This window comes from Roseibacillus ishigakijimensis, assembly GCF_016595415.1.
Taxonomy (GTDB): domain Bacteria; phylum Verrucomicrobiota; class Verrucomicrobiia; order Verrucomicrobiales; family Akkermansiaceae; genus Roseibacillus; species Roseibacillus ishigakijimensis.
In genome coordinates this window covers 39,962-55,999 of sequence record NZ_JAENIO010000019.1, presented here as the reverse complement: position 1 = coordinate 55,999, position 16,038 = coordinate 39,962, and the positions used below count along the sequence as shown (strand labels likewise).

Below are 16,038 nucleotides of genomic sequence, written 5' to 3'. Positions count from 1 at the left end.
GTGTAACGGCTCGCGGGGCAATCGCCAAGTGTTGCGGTGGAAAAATTTCTCTCCCGCCGGGGAGGGGTCCCGGCGAGGAGCCTGCGCGGATATCCTTACTCCACTGCTTCCACCCGGGTGGTGCCGTCGAGGGTGGCTTGGATGATTTTCCCTTTCACCGGAGGCTCGGTCCAGAGAATGAGCGGAGAATCGCCCTCCTCCTGCCAGCCAGCCGGGGGCGGGCTATAGCGCACGGTCACGGTGCTCTCGCCCCATTCCGCAGTCACCAGCTCATCCAGTTCGGTTTGGCTCAGGATGCCGTTGGTCACGAGCTCCGCGAGGGAGGCGGGATAGCTCTTGTGTTCGACCTGATGGAGGTAGAGCTGGCCTTGCAAGCTCTTCACCTGCTGGATGACGGTGACTTGACGAGCCTTTTCCATGGCTTTCATCGCGGTCGGCACCGCCAGGCCGGCAATGATGAGAAGGGGCAGAAGGAGGGTGAAGAAATAGCCGGCCACCAGTCCGCCGATGGCCAGGCCTTTTCCCTTTTCACCCGTTTTCTTAATCTGGCTGAGGGCGATGTGGCCCATGACGATAGCGGGAATTCCGAAAATACCCGTGCAGGCAGCGGCGATGGCCAGTCCGTTGGTTGGTGGGGCGGCCGAGGGGGTGGGAGGGGGCGTGGAGTCGTTTTGCATAAGTCCGGAAATTTTAGGGAGGTAAGGGCTGCGAGGGAAAGGACAATGTTGCAGGGCCGCTACTCAATCGAGTATGTCGTGACCGGCTTCTTTTTCCCTTTTTTAAGGTTGAGTTCTTGGCGCATTTTGAAGGTATGGACATTGCGGTTTCGGATTACGAAAAATTGGGCAAATTCTACCTCGGGCGGGGGTATGATGTCACCCGGGGTGAGTTGGAGGAGTCGCTGACCCTCTATGACTCCAAGGACCTGGTCACTCACGGCGCGGTGCTGGGAATGACGGGGTCGGGCAAGACGGGGCTCTGTCTCGGGCTGCTCGAGGAGGCCGCGATGGACAATATCCCGGCAATCGTGATCGATCCCAAGGGCGATATTCCGAATCTGATGCTGGCCTTTCCCGAGTTCCGGGGAGCGGATTTTGAGCCCTGGGTCAATGCCGACGATGCCCGTAAAAAAGGCCAGAGCGTGTCGGAGTTTGCGCAGGGGGTGGCCACGATGTGGAAAGAGGGCATCGCGGACTGGGGGCAGAGTGGGGAGCGGGTGGCCCAGTTCCGCGAAAAAGTGGACATCAACGTCTTTACCCCCGGCAGCAAGGCCGGCATTCCGGTTTCCATTCTCAGTTCGCTGGATGTGCCACCCTTTGAGGTGAGGGATGATGGGGAATTGCTCGGCGAGCGCATTGAGAGCACGGTGTCTTCCCTTCTTTCCCTTGTGGGGGTGGATGCGGATCCCATCCAGAGCCGGGAGGCGGTTCTGCTGGCCTCCATTTTCAATTTTTGTTGGCAGGCGGGGGAAAGCCTTTCTCTCGAGTCGCTCATCCGCAATATCCAGCGGCCTCAGTTTGGCAAAGTCGGGGTCATCGATGTGGAGAGTTTTTATCCCGAAAAAGACCGCCAGAAGCTTGCTCTCAAGTTCAACAACCTTCTCGCCAGCCCGGGATTCTCCACTTGGCTGGAAGGCCCGGCCCTCGACATTCAGCAGATGCTCTACACCCCCGAGGGCAAGGCGCGCATTTCCATTTTTTCCATTGCCCACCTCAGCGACAGCGAGCGCATGTTCTTCGTCTCCCTCCTGCTCAATCAGATGTTGGGCTGGATGCGGGCGCAGAGCGGGACTACGAGCTTGCGGGCGCTGCTCTACATCGATGAGATTTTCGGCTACCTGCCGCCGGTCTCCAATCCGCCGAGCAAAAAGCCGCTCATGACCATGCTCAAGCAGGCCCGGGCCTTCGGGCTTGGCGTGCTGGTGGCCACGCAGAACCCGGTCGATCTCGACTACAAGGCGCTCTCCAATATCGGCACCTGGTGGCTGGGGCGCTTGCAGACCGAGCGCGACAAGTTGCGCGTTCTCGATGGACTGGAGGGAGCGATGAGTGAGGGGGGCGCGAATTTTGATCGCTCGCGGGTGGATCAGCTTCTTTCGGGTTTGGGAAGTCGCGTTTTTCTCATGAACAATGTCCATGAGAATGCTCCCACCGTTTTCCACGTTCGCTGGGTGATGAGCTATTTGCGCGGCCCGCTCACCCGGCGGCAAATCAAGACCCTGATGGACCCCAAGCGGGCGCTCTTTGAGGAGGGCAAGCCCTCCCGGGCGGCGGCCAATCCCATGATGCGGGCCGCAGTGCCATCCGCCGGGCCCAAGGGTGAACGCCCTCCGGTGGGGCAGGGGGTCAGGGAGCTTTTCGCCCCCTTTGCGGGCGAAGCGGATGGCATCGAGTATCTCCCCGCGCTCCTGCGGGAGGCCGAGGTGCATTTCCTCTCCCGCAAGGCCAATCGGGAAGGCTCGCGGCGGGTGCGTTTTGTCAATCCCATCGGGGAAGGCGGGATCCACTGGGAGGTTGCTTACGAGTGCGGCATTCCGCTGGCGACGCTGCAAAGTGACCCCCGACGGGGAGCGGGCTTCGGTCCCCTGCCGGGCTATGCCATGAACGCGGACAATTACAAGCCGGTGGAGGACGAGTTCGAGGAGTTGATTTACCGCGAGGAACGCATGGAGTTGTTTTATTGCCAGGAACTCGACGCTTACTCGCAGTTTGGGGAAGGCGAGGGGGACTTTCGGGCCCGGCTCCGTCACCAGGCCCACGAAGCGCGCGATGAGGCGGTAGAGGAACTCCGCGAAAAATACGAGAAGAAGCTCCGCAGCAAAGAGGACCAATTGGAGCGGGCGGAATTGGCTCTCGAGAAGGAAAAAGCGCAGGCCCATAGTGCCACAATGCAGACCGGGGCCCGCATCGTGGGAGGCCTCCTCGGGGCTTTGCTCGGCGGTCGCAAGAGCCGGGGCAGCACGGTTACCAGTGCCACCCGGGCTTACCAGCAGCGGGCCGATGTCAAGGTGGCCGAGCGCAAGGTGGAGCGGCTGGAGGAAGACGTGGCTTATTTGCAGCGGGAGCTGGCGGAAGAAATCGCGGAACTCGACCGGGACTTCGCGCCCGAGAATCTGGCTTTTGAGAGGCTTTCCATCAGCCCTTACAAGAAAGACATCGCCGTTACCGCCGTGGCCCTCCTTTGGCTCCCTTTCGACGAGCGTGGGGAGCCGGTCTGGTAAGGGGGGAGGTTCCTCGGAGGGGTTCCCGGCCTTCTCCCGGGCACTGGGCGCGGGGCTGGCAGGAGGTTATTGCGGGACGGAGGCCAGGGAAATCAGACAGGAGGGGGAAGAGGAGGCCGCTGCGGCCGTATTGGCGTTGGCTGGCGGCGCCTCCCCGAGTTGTTCCTCGATGAGGTTTTTCATGATGCCGGGGTTGAGAACTTCCGGTGTGATGTGGGGTTCTCTCTTGCCGGGCACGTAGAGGACGTTGACGGGAATGGCCGAGCGTCCCAGTCGCTTCAGTTCGGTATCGATCTCGGGATTGGTGGTTGTCTTGTCCGCTTTGAGGAAGACGATGTCGCGTTCCTTCATTAGGTCCACCACTTCCTGGGTGTAGGCATTCTTCTTGTTGACCTGACAAGTGAGACACCACTTGGCGGTGAAATCGATGTAGACGGGAGTGCCGGCGGCTAGGAGTTCCTGCTCTTTTTCCTTGCTCCAAGGTTGCCAATCGATGGCGACTTCGTTCGTTGTGGAGGCTTCCTTGCTGGGTTTGGCAATGATGATGCCGGTGGCAAAGAGGAGGAGGGTGATGGTGCGTGCGGTCCACTGGACCCTGGGCTTGCGCACCGGGGTGGTCCAACGGCCCCAGACCCAGCCGGCTGCCGCGATGAGAGCCAGCCCGATCATGACGAAGAGGCCCTTCTGACCGTAATCTTGCTCAAAGACCTGGGCGGAATAGACCCACAGCAAATAGCCTACGGTGGCAAAGAGGAGGAAGGACATGCCTTGCTTGAAGGACTCCATCCAAGCTCCCGGCTTGGGCAGCTTTTTGACCAAATCGGGGAAGGCTGACAGCATCAGGTAGGGGAGGGAGAGTCCCGCCGCCATCACGGTGAAGGCGAAGAAAAACCAGAAGGTGGGTAGGGCCACGGCGGCCCCCAGAGCGGCCCCGAGGAAGGGGGCGGAGCAGGGAGTGGCGACCACGGTGGCGAGAATGCCGGAGAAGAAGGAACCGCCGAGACCTTCCTTGCGGGTCAGGTTGGAGCCCACCCCGGTGGCACCGACCCCGATTTCAAAGACGCCATACATGTTCATGGCCAGGAGGAGCATGACCACGATGAGAGTGAACATGACATAGGGGTTCTCCAATTGACCGCCCCAGTTCTTGATGCCGCCCAAGGTCATGATCAAGGCGAGGAGCCAGAAGCTGGCAAAAACTCCCCCGGCGAAGGCGAGACCGTGGAGCATGATCTTTTTCCGGTCATGGCCGGCTTGATTGACGAAGCCCATGATCTTGATCCCGATGACGGGGAAGACGCAGGGCATGAGATTGAGAATGAGGCCACCGAGGAACATGCCACCGAGGATGGGAAGGAGGCTGGAGAGGCTGACGGGAGTGGCCGCGACTTCAGGCTCGCTGAAGGGCACATCCACGAGGTAGCTGGTGGTGCCATCGGTGAGGATACCAGCGAGGCGATCCTCCACCGGGCCGGCCTCTGCGAAGTCATTGCCCAGATTGCGGGGCAGGGTGAGGGTGATGGTTTCGCCCTCGCGCTTCGCGGTGTGGGGCTCTTGCACGCTGACTTGCCCGTCTTCGTCGAAGAAGTGGAGGTTCTCCGCTTGCAACTCTCCCGCCGAGGGAATGGTCAGAGTGATGACGTCATTTGCTTCGGAGGCGGTGATTTCCAAGGAATGCTCTTCATTGGGGTAGTGGGCGCGCGCCGTGGCAAACTCGGCGGCCACCGCTTGGTTAGGGGTGGCTTCGGCCCCGCTTGTCAAGGTCAGGGTCTGGGTGGTATTTTCAGGAACACAACCGCTATCGTCACAGATTTGCCAATTGGCGGCGAGAGTCAGGTCGACGGAATCACCCGGGGAGAGGGATTTCGGCGGAGTGATGCGGTAAAGATGATAAACCGTGCCTTCATAGCCAATGGACTGGTAGCCAAAGGACTTGCTGAGGTGGGGAGTGGGCCAGCCCAGATAGTCGGCCTGGAAGCCCTCGGGCAGTGTCCACTCGCTCTGCAAAACCTCGCCGATGAGTCCGGTATTGACGTAATAGCTGTGCCATCCCGCCGGGTGCTCCAGCTTGAGGGCGACCGTGAAGGGTTCTCCGGGTGCGATGGAGTTGACTTCGGCCAGGAGGCTGGCTTGAGTTTCCTCTTTTTTCGCTTCGGTGGGAACGCCAAAGCTTTCGAAGGGGTCGAAATCCTGCGCGAGAGCCGGAAAAAAACTGCTGAGAACGAGAATGAGAAAGAGGGCCAGTGGCTTCATGAGATGGAATGGACTTACCCCTACGATGATTCGAAAGGAAATTCATTCCCGAAATTCTCAGAAAACAAAAAAGCTCCGTCGAAACGGAGCTTGGGTCAGAGGGAGAAGGGGAAAGGGTCGCCCTAGTATTGCTGGGGATAGACCTGCTGCTGGCCGTAGTAGGGATTTTGCTGCTGAAGCGTGTATCCCCGTCCTTGTTGCAAATCCTTGTTGTTGCCCACCGCTGCTCCGCCAGCTCCCCCGAGCAGACCACCGATGACGGCGCCCCGGGCAGCGTTGCCATCACCGACGTTGTTGCCAATGATTCCTCCGAGGATTGCTCCGCCAGCCGCACCAACGGCCGCATCGCGTTGCATATTGTTCTGGGGAGCGCAATTGCTGAGAGCAAGGGCAGAAAGAGCGGCCGCAGCCGTGGTCATGGTCTTTTTCATAAGATTCAGAATGCTTTAGATAGCTTAAAGAGGGGGGCAGGGACGTCAAATTGATTCTGGCTTCCCGGTTCGCTTTCTTGAACGGGCTTGCCGGGCGGCTTATTCGAAGAGGGGGCGAATTTTATTCCGGGCGGCCCCCGCAAGCGAGTGGGCGGCGGGTGGGCGGGGGAAAATTTCTCCCGCGGGAAGGGCGGATTTGTCAGAAACAGTTGTCAAAAAGAACAAAAGCGCCTTAATAATGGGTCAGCGCCGCCTGTCGCGAACAGGCGGGCCCTCTTTACCCTTCCGGTGGTCGCCCTGGTGGTTGCCGGATTCCATAAGGGCGGAGAGGATGGACCCTTTCCTTCAGATTATGAATGACGCCAAGCAAGCAGAAGAGATACTGGATTCGATTTTGGGAAAACTCGGATTTTCCTACCAGATCGAGCATGAAGACAGCGAAGAGGGAGCGGTGCTCCAGATTCGCACCGAGCAAGGGAAATACCTGATCGGACGCAGCGGGGATCGCCTCGATGACATTCAGTATCTTGTGAACCGGATCTTGCAAAAGAAGAATCCCGATGCCGAGCGGGTGCGGGTGGACTGCGAAGATTATCGCGTGGAGCAGGAGCAGAAGCTTTGTGAAACCGTGCTCGAAGCGGCGGAGAAGGTGAAAGCGACGGGCAAGCCGGTGCGACTGAAGCCGCTCAATGCCTACTATCGGCGCATCGCGCATAATGCGGTGGTCGATGATCCTGAGATCGAAACCACCTCGCCCGGTGGGAATGACCGCATGAAGCGCATCACTCTGCGCCTGGCGGGTTCTTAAATTTTTCTACGCGCTGTGGATGGGATTACCCTGATTCTGCTGATCACGGTCGCCGCCGTTGCCTTTGGGTATTGGCGGTGGCGGGTTCGCCGGGAGCGGCGCCGGGTGCTGGCCACCACGGGATTTTCTGAGCAGGAGCAGCACTGGGTGCGGTCCAATTGGGAGCTCTGGGACCATCTGCCGGAGGGTTTGCGGACTGAGGTGGAAGGATTGGCCAAGGTCTTTCTCGACGAAAAAGTGTTCGAAGCCTGCGGGGGGCTCCCCACAGTGACGGAGGAAATGCGCACGGTGGTCGCGGCCCAGGCGTGCTTGTTGTGGGCGAATCAGCGGGGCGCTCCCTATCCTGCCTTGCGAGCCATCCTGATGTATCCCGACGCCTATCGGGTGAAAGATGAGTATGGGATGGAAAGTGTTCGCTTGGGCGAGAGCTGGAGCCGGGGGACGGTGGTGCTGGCGTGGAAAAGTGTCCGTGGGGGAGGCTGCAATGACGAGGATGGGCACAACCTTGTCCTGCACGAATTCGCCCATCAGCTCGATACCGTCAATGGGGCTGCCGACGGCTTTCCTGAGCTTCCGGATAACGCGGATTTCTCCAGCTGGCCCGAGGTTTTCAGCCGGGAGTTCGAGCAGCTTTGCGCCGATGTGGAGCGGGGAAAACGCACGGTGATGGATTCTTATGGCACCACCAATGAGGCCGAGTTCTTTGCGGTGGCCACCGAGACTTTTTTTGAGAAGCCTTCCCAGATGGCGGAAGAGCACCCCGCGCTCTACGGGCTTTTGCGGGATTTCTTTGCCACCGATCCGGTGAGGTGGCCTTAGCTGGACTTTTCCTGCAAGAGGACTTGGAAAGCGCTGCCCGCCCCCGCGGGGTCGCTGAGGTAGCGATCAGCAGCGGTTGCTTGGAGAAACGGGGCCAGGAAATCGCGCTGGCTCTGGCGGGTAAGGGTTCGCAGTCCGAGTCGAGAGCCCCATTTTTCCAAATCGGGGAAGGAAACATCGGCGGTGAGGTCGAGGTGACCGGCATTTTGGTAGAGATCACCGCCCTGCAGCCGGTTGTGTAAAAAATAGCCACGCAAAGTTCCCTGGGGTGGGCGGGGTTCCGGCAGGGCATAGTCGATGGTCAGCCATTGGCCTCCCTGCCAGTGGGGAAGAGCTTCCGCGAGCCAGCGCTGGTAGCTGTCGTGCACTTCGACCCGATAGCCGGTCGGGATGGAATCGCTCAACTGGGTGGACGGGGGCAAATCGTTCTGAGGGAGGAAGTGTTCGCGGAGGGTGGGAGGCTGGCCCGCGAGGTGGAGTTCGCTCCAGCCGGAGACTTCCTTGCGAAAAATGCGCACCGGGAAGGCATCGACCAGCTCGTTGGAATAGATGAAGGCCGGGCCCTCGCAGTGGGCGAGGGCTTGCACCAGCGAGGAGTGGCCCCGGGCCCGGGGGAAGGTCTCTTGTTGGTGCTCCCGCAGCGGGGCAGAAACCTCGACCAAATGGAAGGGGGTGCGGAGGCGGCGCCAGAGAGGGAGGGACTGGTGGACCGCGCGCGCCAGTTGTCCGGTGCCGGGGCCCACTTCGATGAGGGCACGGCAGCCCGAACGGGAAAAAGCCCCGGCAATGGCGCGGGCGAGGGAATCCGAGAGCTGGGGGGTGGTCGTAAAGTCCCCGTCTCTTCCCACCGTCTTGATACGGCGGGCATAGTATCCGCGCTCCGGGTGGTAGAGCGCGGCGGTCATGAAGTGATCGAAGCGAATCATTCGCCGCGGGCGAGGGCTTGGCAGGCTTTCAGGTCGAGCTTGCCGGAGGCCAGCGTGGGGATTTCTTCCACGGGAATGATGACTTTCGGGCACCAGAGCGAGGGAAGGCCAGCATCGAGGAGCTTGTAGCGCAGATCGATGACCTCCTGTTCCAGCATGTCGCTGGAGACGGTGGAGAGAAGCCCGATGGCCTCTCCTTTCTGGGGATCCGGGAGTCCCACGATGGCGATTTTCCGTTCGTCCTCTTTGTCAAAGCCGAGCACTTTTTCGACCTCGGCCTCCACTACTTCGTGCGGAACCATTTCGCCGGCAATTTTGGAGAAACGCGACATGCGTCCTTCGATGGAGAGGAAGCCGTCTTCATCAAAACGGGCCATGTCGTTGGTTTTGAACCAGCCATCTTCGAAGACCGCTTCACTGAGGTCGTCGCGGCCCAGATAGCCGGGAAAAACATTGGGCCCGCGCAGCCAGAGGATGCCCGAGCGGTCGAGCGGCAGGCGGCCCCCTTCGCTGGGATCGGTGATGCGGGCGGCCATGCCGGGGAGGAGAGGTCCGACCGTTCCTTCCCGTCGGCTCGGCAAGAGAGGGTGGCCGCTCGGGGCCTCCAAGTCGGGCAGGTTGACGTTGCTGACTGGCGAGGTCTCGGTCAGGCCATAGCCCTCCATGGGGCGGATGCCGAATTTCTCTTCAAAAGAGTCGGCGAGGGAGGTGGGGAGTTTTTCCGCGCCCGTGATGACGATTTTGAGCGAACTGAGTTTCTCGGGTTCGATTCGTTTCAAGTAGCCGCGCAGGAAGGTGGGAGTGGCGATGAAGAGGGGGATCTGGTGCTCGGAGATGAGTTCGGCGAGTCGCTTGCTTTCCAAGGGGGAAGAATAGGTGACCAGATTGAGGCCCTCGATGATGGGAAACCAGAGGGTGACGGTGCAGCCGAAGGAGTGGAAGAGTGGCAGGCTGCCCAGAATCTTGGTATCGACCGGCAATTGGATGCGGCTGGAGAACTGGCAAACGTTGGCCAGTAGGTTGCGGTGGGTCAGCGGCACGCCTTTGGGATCGCCCGAGGAACCGGAGGTGAAGAGAAGAATGGCTTCCTCATTGCCACGGCTGCGACCGATGCCGAGGAGCTTGGCGAGGAGGCCGGCGGGCAGGACTTTGGAGAGGATGACCCATTTGGTGATGCTTTTCTTGATTTGAGGAATGACCCTTTCGATAAAAATCAGGTCGCGATTGGGGGGCCAGGGAAAGGAGGAGACCTTGCGCACGAAGGGATCGGCGGTGATGAATTTGTCGAGGTCGGCCTGCTTGATTGCGGAACGAACCGCTTCTTGGGAGGCGGTGAAGTTGAGGTTGACGGGCACCTTGTTGGCAAAGATTACTGCCAAGTTGGCGATGAGACCTCCTTTGCCGGGCGGCAGCAGAATGCCCACGCGCTTCTTCTTGGTCGCTTTTGTGATTTCCTTGGAAAGGGCAATGGCGACCCCGAGGATCTTGAAGTAGGGGAGCTCGGCATCGTCCGTGCCATCGTGCAAGGAGCAGGTCGAGCCGTGCATCTTCAAGCCCCGCAAGAGGTGGACGGCGAGAGAGTCATTGAGGAAGCTGCGGGCCGCGAAGGCCGCTTCGGCGGCTTCGTAGAGGGACTCTTGGTAGGCCGGCAGGCTTGCTTCTCCAGCTGCCAGGGGTTGGCCAAAGGAAAGGACCGCGTCGGGCAGACCGTGGGCGGGCTCGGTGCGGAGCTTGGTGCGGCCGGGCTCGTGAACGGCGAGCGCGGTGACGCCGTGGCCCAGGCGGCAGAGGAACTTGAGCACCTCGCTGGGCACGAGGCTGGGGGTGCCGGGGCGGGCTTCCGCCATGCCGGGCAGAAAAAGGACGACCCCATTCTTTGCGAGGGTGGTGGCGAGGGCGCTGGCGACTGTGATGGGATTGTCATCCCGGGAAAAGGCTGCTCCCTGCACTCCGGGGCGTTCCAGGTATTTTTGCAAACCGGGCTCCAGAGTCAGCCCTTCTTCAATGAGAAAGCTGAGCTCGCGACCGGCCAGTTTGTTCTCCAGTGCTCGCAATTGCGGGAGATCCAGGCTGCCCGGGATGAGAATTGTGCCGGAGGCGGGTAGCCGGTCGGCTCCAAGAATTTCGACGTGTGGCGTGCTCATGTGAGACACAATGAAAGCAGGCTTCCCCCAAAGGGCGAATCGAATTTTTTGACTACTTCTTCACTTCAGTCGATGGCGAATGGGCGAGCTGCTGGCGGACGTATTTGGCGAGCAAATCGCCTTCCAGATTCACCTTTTGTCCAATGCGGGCTTGCTCCAGATGGGTGGCCGCAGTGGTGTGGGGGGTGATCCAGCAGACCGCGCTGTCGGCGGTCAGCTCGGCCAAGGTGAGGGAAATGCCATCGATGGCCAGGGAGCCCTTGGGCAGGCACAGGTTGCGGATGTCCTCCGGGAGGCTCACTTCCAGGCGGTGATCCTGCCCATGGGGCGACCAATCGAGAATTTCGCCCATGGCGTCGACATGGCCCTGCACAAAGTGCCCTCCCAGATGGTCACCAATGCGCAAGGCCCGCTCCAGATTGACGGCTTGGCCGGGCTCGAGGCCACCCAGGGCGGTGACTTGCAGAGTTTGCCGCAGAATATCGAAGGAGGCTTCCGCGATGGAGATTTGGGTCACCGTCAGGCAGCAGCCATTGACGGCTACGGAATCTCCCAGAGCCAGCTCGCTGGCGAAGGGCAAGGAGAGAGTGAGGCGGGCTTGCTCACCTTTGTCTTCCCAATGGGTGACCGTGCCGACGGCTTCGACGAGTCCGGTAAACATGAGTCTGTCCTAGTGGGTGTCGTCCACTTGCTGGGCCGGGTGGTCGTTGGGAGCTTTCAAGTCGACATCCTCGTGCTTGTTTTCACCCAGATTGGGCAGAAAGGTCATGCAGAGATAGCAAATGAAGGTGGGAACGAGGGCTCCCAAAGCCAGTTTGAGGGGAGAAATGCCGCCTTCGAAGTGCTTGGACAAAATGGATTGTCCGGCAGGGTTGGGGGCATTGGCAATCACGGTGAGCCCGCCGCCGACGACCGCACCCGCGACGACGGCGTGCTTGGCGGCCTCACTGATGTCCGACACTTGGGAGGCCAGATAGGTAATGGCCGCGTTGTCGTTGAAGGCGGTCAGGATGGTGGCGCCAAACATGAGGAAGCCGGGCGAATCGTTGAGGGAAACGATGATGGGCTCGATCCACCAGGCCTGACAGCCTCCGTGAATGATGAGGGCTCCAAGGAAGAAGCCGACGAGAAGGGGCCCTTTCATGGAAATGGCGTTCTGGTGGTGCTGGGTGGCGGCTACAAAGGCGAGGAAGAAGAGGAAACCGCCGATGAAAAGAGCGGGGTAGTGGGCGGTGAAAACGGTCCAAGCGAGGAAAAAGAGGTGGTGGGCGATGACCCAGAAAGGGATGGGGTCCTCGCGCTCGTGCCAGGCGATGGGGTGCTGCACACCGTCCTCCACGCCATCGGCACGGTCGGCCAGGCGGGCGAGTTCTTCCTTGAATTTGAAGTAGAAGAGAGCGTTAGCCAGGATGATGGCGATGACGGCCTTGTAACCAAAGTTGGTGAACATGAAGCTCATGCCCCAGTCCCAAGTGCTGGCGACCATCAGGACGGGAGGAGCGGCGAAGTGGGTGAGGGTGCCTCCCACGGAAACATTGACGAAGAGAAGGCCGAGCGTGGCATAGGCGAAGATGGGGTTGGGCTTGTGCTTGTAGATTTTCTTCGCGAGCAGGAGCGCTCCGATGGTCATGGCGGCGGGCTCGGTAATGAAGGAACCGAGAATGGGGGCGATGGTCATCACCGACAACCACCAGGCGGCGGGGGAGCCGTGACCGAGGTCGGCGGCTTTTGCCATGACCCCTTCGGCGAAGCGGAGCACGGGGCGGGAGGCTGCAATGGCCATGATGATCACCACGAACATGGGTTCGGTGAAAACGCGGTCGTAGGTGACGTAGAGCTTGAAGGCCTCCCAGTCATAGAAGCCGATGGCGGCGGCGGCCAAGGCGATGATCCAGATGCCGAAGATGGCTTCCACTTCGCCGAAAAAGTGCAGGATGGTGGCCTTGAAAGAAACGTCGTCCTGGGCATCGGGTTGCGGCTTGGCGGCGGCCGTGAGGCCCAGCTTGTTGATGCGCTCGCGGTGTTTTTCCTCCTCGTGATGGGCCATTTTATTGAACCAGCCCGCCATGAAGGTATGGGCGATGGCGCAGATGAAAATGAGGGTGGCGACCAGGTTGAAGGGGTCTGCCTTCACCCGGGCGACCAGAGTGGCCCCCAGCTTCATGGAGTCATCCTCATTGTATTCGGTGGGTAGCTCGTAGGTAGGGATGGGAAACTGGGAATATTGAGCCGAGCGGTGGAGTTCCTCATTGGCCGGATAATGAGGTTTGGTCTCGCTGCCGCCTCCGGCAGCACTCAATGAGCTAGGGACGAGTAGGACGAGAAGACAAAAGAGGATACGAAGAGAACCTGACATGACGTTTTGGGGCGGGGGAGAATTTGCGAGAAGGGGCGGCGATGGCAAGCGAAACCGGACGCGGATTGACCGATTTTCCGCCTACCGTTTTGGAAGGGGCTTTTTTGGTGAGAGAGAGGTGGGGTAAAAACGAAAAAAGGCACCTAAAGAGGTGCCTTTTTATCCGCTTCTTCCTTGTCGGAGAGAAGTGGTGCTCGGGGGGGGACTCGAACCCCCACAGGATTAACTCCCACCAGATCCTTAGTCTGGCGCGTCTACCAATTCCGCCACCCGAGCAGCGCGGGCGGCGACTCTAAGAGGAAGCCCGCCCCTTTGGCAAGAGAATCTTTAATAAAAGTGGAATTTTTTCTCAGGCCTCCTTGGGCGGCTCTGGGGAACCCACTCCGGGGACGAGTTTTTTCACTACTTTTCCGAGGGTAAGTCCCTGCACGGCAATGGAGAAGATGACGACGAGATAGGTCATAACTAGGAAGAGTTCGCGGTGGGCGGCGTCCTTGGGGAGTCCCAGTGCGAGGGCGACCGAGATGCCTCCGCGAATGCCGCCCCAGGTCAAAACCCGGATTACGCCTGGGGAAAACTCGCGTTTGCGGCGGAGAATGGTGACTGGCAGCCAGACCGCGAGAAAGCGGGCTCCCAAGCCGATGGCGATGGCGAGCAGGCCGGCGCTCACGGCGGGGGCGGTGAGCTTGAGGACGAAGAGTTCGAGGCCGATGAGGAGGAAGAGAACGGCATTGAGGATTTCGTCGAGCAGTTCCCAGAATTTGTCGAGGTGCAGACGGGTGGTGTCGCTCATGGCCAGGAGGCGGCCGTGATTGCCGATGAGGAGGCCGGCCACCACCATGGCGAGGGGGCCGGAGAGGTGCATCGCCGAGGCTGCCCGGTAACCACCGGTGACGAGGGCGAGGGTGATGAGCACTTCCACTTGGTAGTTGTCGATGGAGCGGAGGAGAAAGTAGCCCGCGAGCCCGAGCAGGCCGCCCCAGAGGAGTCCTCCTCCCGCTTCGATGGCGAAGAGTTTGGCAATGTCGAGTGCGCCCGTCCCCCCGTGGCTAGCGTGATCGGCGGCGTGCGGGGTCTCGCCTCCGGAGGAGACTGCGAGGCCGAGGAGGGCGAGGTAGAGCACCACTCCCACCCCGTCGTTGAAGAGGCTTTCTCCCGTGATTTTGGTTTCCAGCGATTTGGGCACCTTCGCTTTTTTCAAGATTCCCAGCACGGCCACTGGATCGGTGGGGGCGACTATTGATCCGAAGACCAGGCACCAGAGATAGGGGACCTGGTGGCCGAAGAGGGGAAAGAGAAAGTAGAAGAGGCTACCGACGAGAAAGGTGGAAAGGGCCACTCCCAGACTGGCCAGAGTGGCGACCAGGCGTTTCTGGTTCTTGAGGTCGTTCAAGTTGACGTGCAGGGCCCCGGCGAAGAGGAGGTAGCTGAGCATCCCCTGCATGAGAGTGGTGTCGAAGTCGATGCTTTCGACAAAGTGGTCGGCGGCTTGGGAGATGACGGGGATGACATCACCGAGGAGGATGAAGCCAAGGCTGAAAAAGAGGCCGATCAGCATGATGCCGATGGTGGTCGGCAGTTTGAGAAAACGATGGTTGGCATAGGCGAAGAGGGCCGCCAGGGAGAGCAGGATCGCGGAAGCGTCGAGGAAGTTCATCTCCCTTCACACTAGCGGGAGAGCGACTTTCCCCAAGCCTCAAAAGCGTCTGCCGGGGTGTTCCGGGGAAAGGGAGTCAGGCCGGGGTTTCCAGTGCTTCCTGGGGCACATGGTTTTTCCAAGTGAGGTCGCCCTCCTCCTTCATGCGCTGGAGGTCCCGGGGGGTGCGTTCCAGCAGGGCCTCATCACCGCAGGGCAGGGACTTGATGTAATCGTTCTGGTGCAGGAAGTCGTAGAACATTTGGAACTTCTCGCTGGTGCGGAAGTTCTCGGCAGTGACCAGATCGCCCGTGCGTCGGTTGCGCCAGGGGTAGACGAGGAGTTGCACGCGGTGCTTGAGGAGGCGCCCGAAGGATTCCAGGATGCCGCCATCAAGGTGTTGCGACCACTTGTCTTTGAATAGCTCGTTGAGCAGTCCGATGGAGAGCGCGACCCCGACGGCCTCGCTGGTGTAGCGCCGCAGCACCGCCACGATGCGGTAAAATTCCGCGCAGCGGGAGATGACCACCGTTTTCCCCAAGGCCTGCAAGGCATCGGCCCGATCGAGGAAGTCCAGATAGTCGAGCTCTTCACCCCGGAGGAGATTGTTCATCGACATTTCGCAGATTTCCACCATGGTTTCGTCGGCTCCGGTCAGAGCGCGGGCTTGGGACAGCATGTCCAGATGGAGCTTGGTGACGGGGTTGAAGGAGCCGCGCAAGAGGAGGACAGGGCGTTTGTAGAGAAGCTCGGCGGGTTGCACGACCTCGCCGTCGGGGCGGAACATGGCGGTGGGGGTGAGGCCGCCGTTGACCAGTTGGAGCGCGCAGATGCGGTTGTCGATGTAGTCAAAGGGTTCGCCAGTGAATTTCAGCATGTCGATTTCGACGCGACCGGGGGCGATGTTGTCGACGAGGTGGGCGACGAAGGACTCCAAGTGGTCGCGGTAGTGGAAGGCGCTGTGGATGAGGTTGAGCCCCACCACGCCGAGGGCTTCCATTTGGTCGACATTTTCCTCATCGAGCAAGCGCACGTGGAGCAGGATGTCGCCGGCCGGGCCATTGGGACGCACCTGCATGCGGAGACCCATCCAGCCGTGGCATTCCGCCGTGTCGCGATAGCCCCGGGCCCGCACCGTGTTGCAGTAGGAGAAAAAGGTGGAATCTTCGCCGCGCGCGCCGGAGAGCCGCTCGCTGAGGATGGCGAATTCGTGATCCAACATGGCCCGCACCCGTTCGCGCGAGACGTAGCGCTTGCCTTTGCCGTAGATGGCATCGCTCATGGTCATGTCGTAGGCCGAGATGGACTTGGCCACGGTGCCGGCCGAGGCCGAAGCGCGGAAAAACCAGTTGGCGACCTCCTGGCCGGCCCCGATTTCTGCAAAGACGCCGTAGATGGAGGGATCGAGATTGATTTGGAGGGCTTTTTCGAGAGAGGTCATGTGG

General features: G+C 60.4%; 12 protein-coding genes and 1 tRNA gene. 3 read left to right on the top strand and 10 right to left on the bottom strand.

Annotated elements, in window-relative coordinates; translation table 11 throughout:
* Positions 1-95: 95 nt before the first annotated feature.
* Positions 96-677 carry a DUF4190 domain-containing protein gene (locus JIN78_RS09030; protein WP_200391636.1) on the bottom strand — a complete coding sequence of 194 codons (582 nt, stop codon included), beginning with the start codon at positions 675-677 and terminating at the stop codon, positions 96-98.
* Between the two features lie 134 nt (positions 678-811).
* On the opposite strand from JIN78_RS09030, the gene JIN78_RS09025 reads away from it, so the two are divergent.
* Positions 812-3,220 (top strand): helicase HerA domain-containing protein, encoded by a 2,409-nt coding sequence (locus JIN78_RS09025; RefSeq protein WP_200391635.1) that lies wholly within the window; start codon positions 812-814, stop codon positions 3,218-3,220.
* Between the two features lie 66 nt (positions 3,221-3,286).
* On the opposite strand, the gene JIN78_RS09020 is transcribed toward JIN78_RS09025, so the two are convergent.
* Together JIN78_RS09020 and JIN78_RS09015 are read right to left on the bottom strand one after the other, a co-directional pair.
* A complete protein-coding gene (locus JIN78_RS09020) occupies positions 3,287-5,473 on the bottom strand; it encodes a protein-disulfide reductase DsbD family protein (protein WP_200391634.1) in 2,187 nt (728 codons plus the stop codon).
* 122 nt (positions 5,474-5,595) lie between these two features.
* Positions 5,596-5,904, bottom strand: a complete 309-nt coding sequence (locus JIN78_RS09015; RefSeq protein ID WP_200391633.1) for a YMGG-like glycine zipper-containing protein — start codon at positions 5,902-5,904, stop codon at positions 5,596-5,598.
* Positions 5,905-6,256: 352 nt separating this feature from the next.
* On the opposite strand from JIN78_RS09015, the gene JIN78_RS09010 reads away from it, so the two are divergent.
* Positions 6,257-6,712, top strand: coding sequence for a Jag family protein (locus JIN78_RS09010; RefSeq protein WP_200391632.1), 456 nt, complete (start codon positions 6,257-6,259; stop codon positions 6,710-6,712).
* A gap of 15 nt (positions 6,713-6,727) precedes the next feature.
* Positions 6,728-7,531, top strand: a complete 804-nt coding sequence (locus JIN78_RS09005) for a M90 family metallopeptidase (protein ID WP_200391631.1) — start codon at positions 6,728-6,730, stop codon at positions 7,529-7,531.
* Here JIN78_RS09005 and JIN78_RS09000 read toward each other — a convergent pair.
* From JIN78_RS09000 to JIN78_RS08970, 7 genes are all read right to left on the bottom strand, one after another.
* A complete protein-coding gene (locus JIN78_RS09000) occupies positions 7,528-8,457 on the bottom strand; it encodes an SAM-dependent methyltransferase (protein ID WP_200391630.1) in 930 nt (309 codons plus the stop codon). The two genes, JIN78_RS09005 and JIN78_RS09000, sit on opposite strands and share 4 nt — an antisense overlap.
* Positions 8,454-10,601: an AMP-binding protein gene (locus JIN78_RS08995; RefSeq protein WP_200391629.1), complete on the bottom strand. Its 2,148-nt coding sequence runs from the start codon at positions 10,599-10,601 to the stop codon at positions 8,454-8,456. Before JIN78_RS08995 ends, JIN78_RS09000 begins: the two co-directional genes overlap by 4 nt.
* Positions 10,602-10,653: 52 nt before the next feature.
* The gene (locus JIN78_RS08990) at positions 10,654-11,262 is read right to left on the bottom strand and encodes a riboflavin synthase (protein WP_200391628.1); all 609 of its coding nucleotides are present in this window, start codon (positions 11,260-11,262) and stop codon (positions 10,654-10,656) included.
* 9 nt (positions 11,263-11,271) lie between these two features.
* Entirely contained in the window at positions 11,272-12,957 is a 1,686-nt protein-coding gene (locus JIN78_RS08985) for a putative Na+/H+ antiporter (protein ID WP_200391627.1), read from the bottom strand.
* A gap of 188 nt (positions 12,958-13,145) precedes the next feature.
* Positions 13,146-13,233: transfer RNA gene (locus JIN78_RS08980), tRNA-Leu, on the bottom strand.
* A 73-nt stretch (positions 13,234-13,306) separates the two neighbouring features.
* Complete coding sequence (locus tag JIN78_RS08975; protein ID WP_200391626.1) at positions 13,307-14,614, bottom strand: cation:proton antiporter; 1,308 nt, start codon at positions 14,612-14,614, stop codon at positions 13,307-13,309.
* Between the two features lie 76 nt (positions 14,615-14,690).
* Positions 14,691-16,034 carry a nucleotidyl transferase family protein gene (locus JIN78_RS08970; RefSeq protein ID WP_200391625.1) on the bottom strand — a complete coding sequence of 448 codons (1,344 nt, stop codon included), beginning with the start codon at positions 16,032-16,034 and terminating at the stop codon, positions 14,691-14,693.
* Positions 16,035-16,038: the final 4 nt, after the last annotated feature.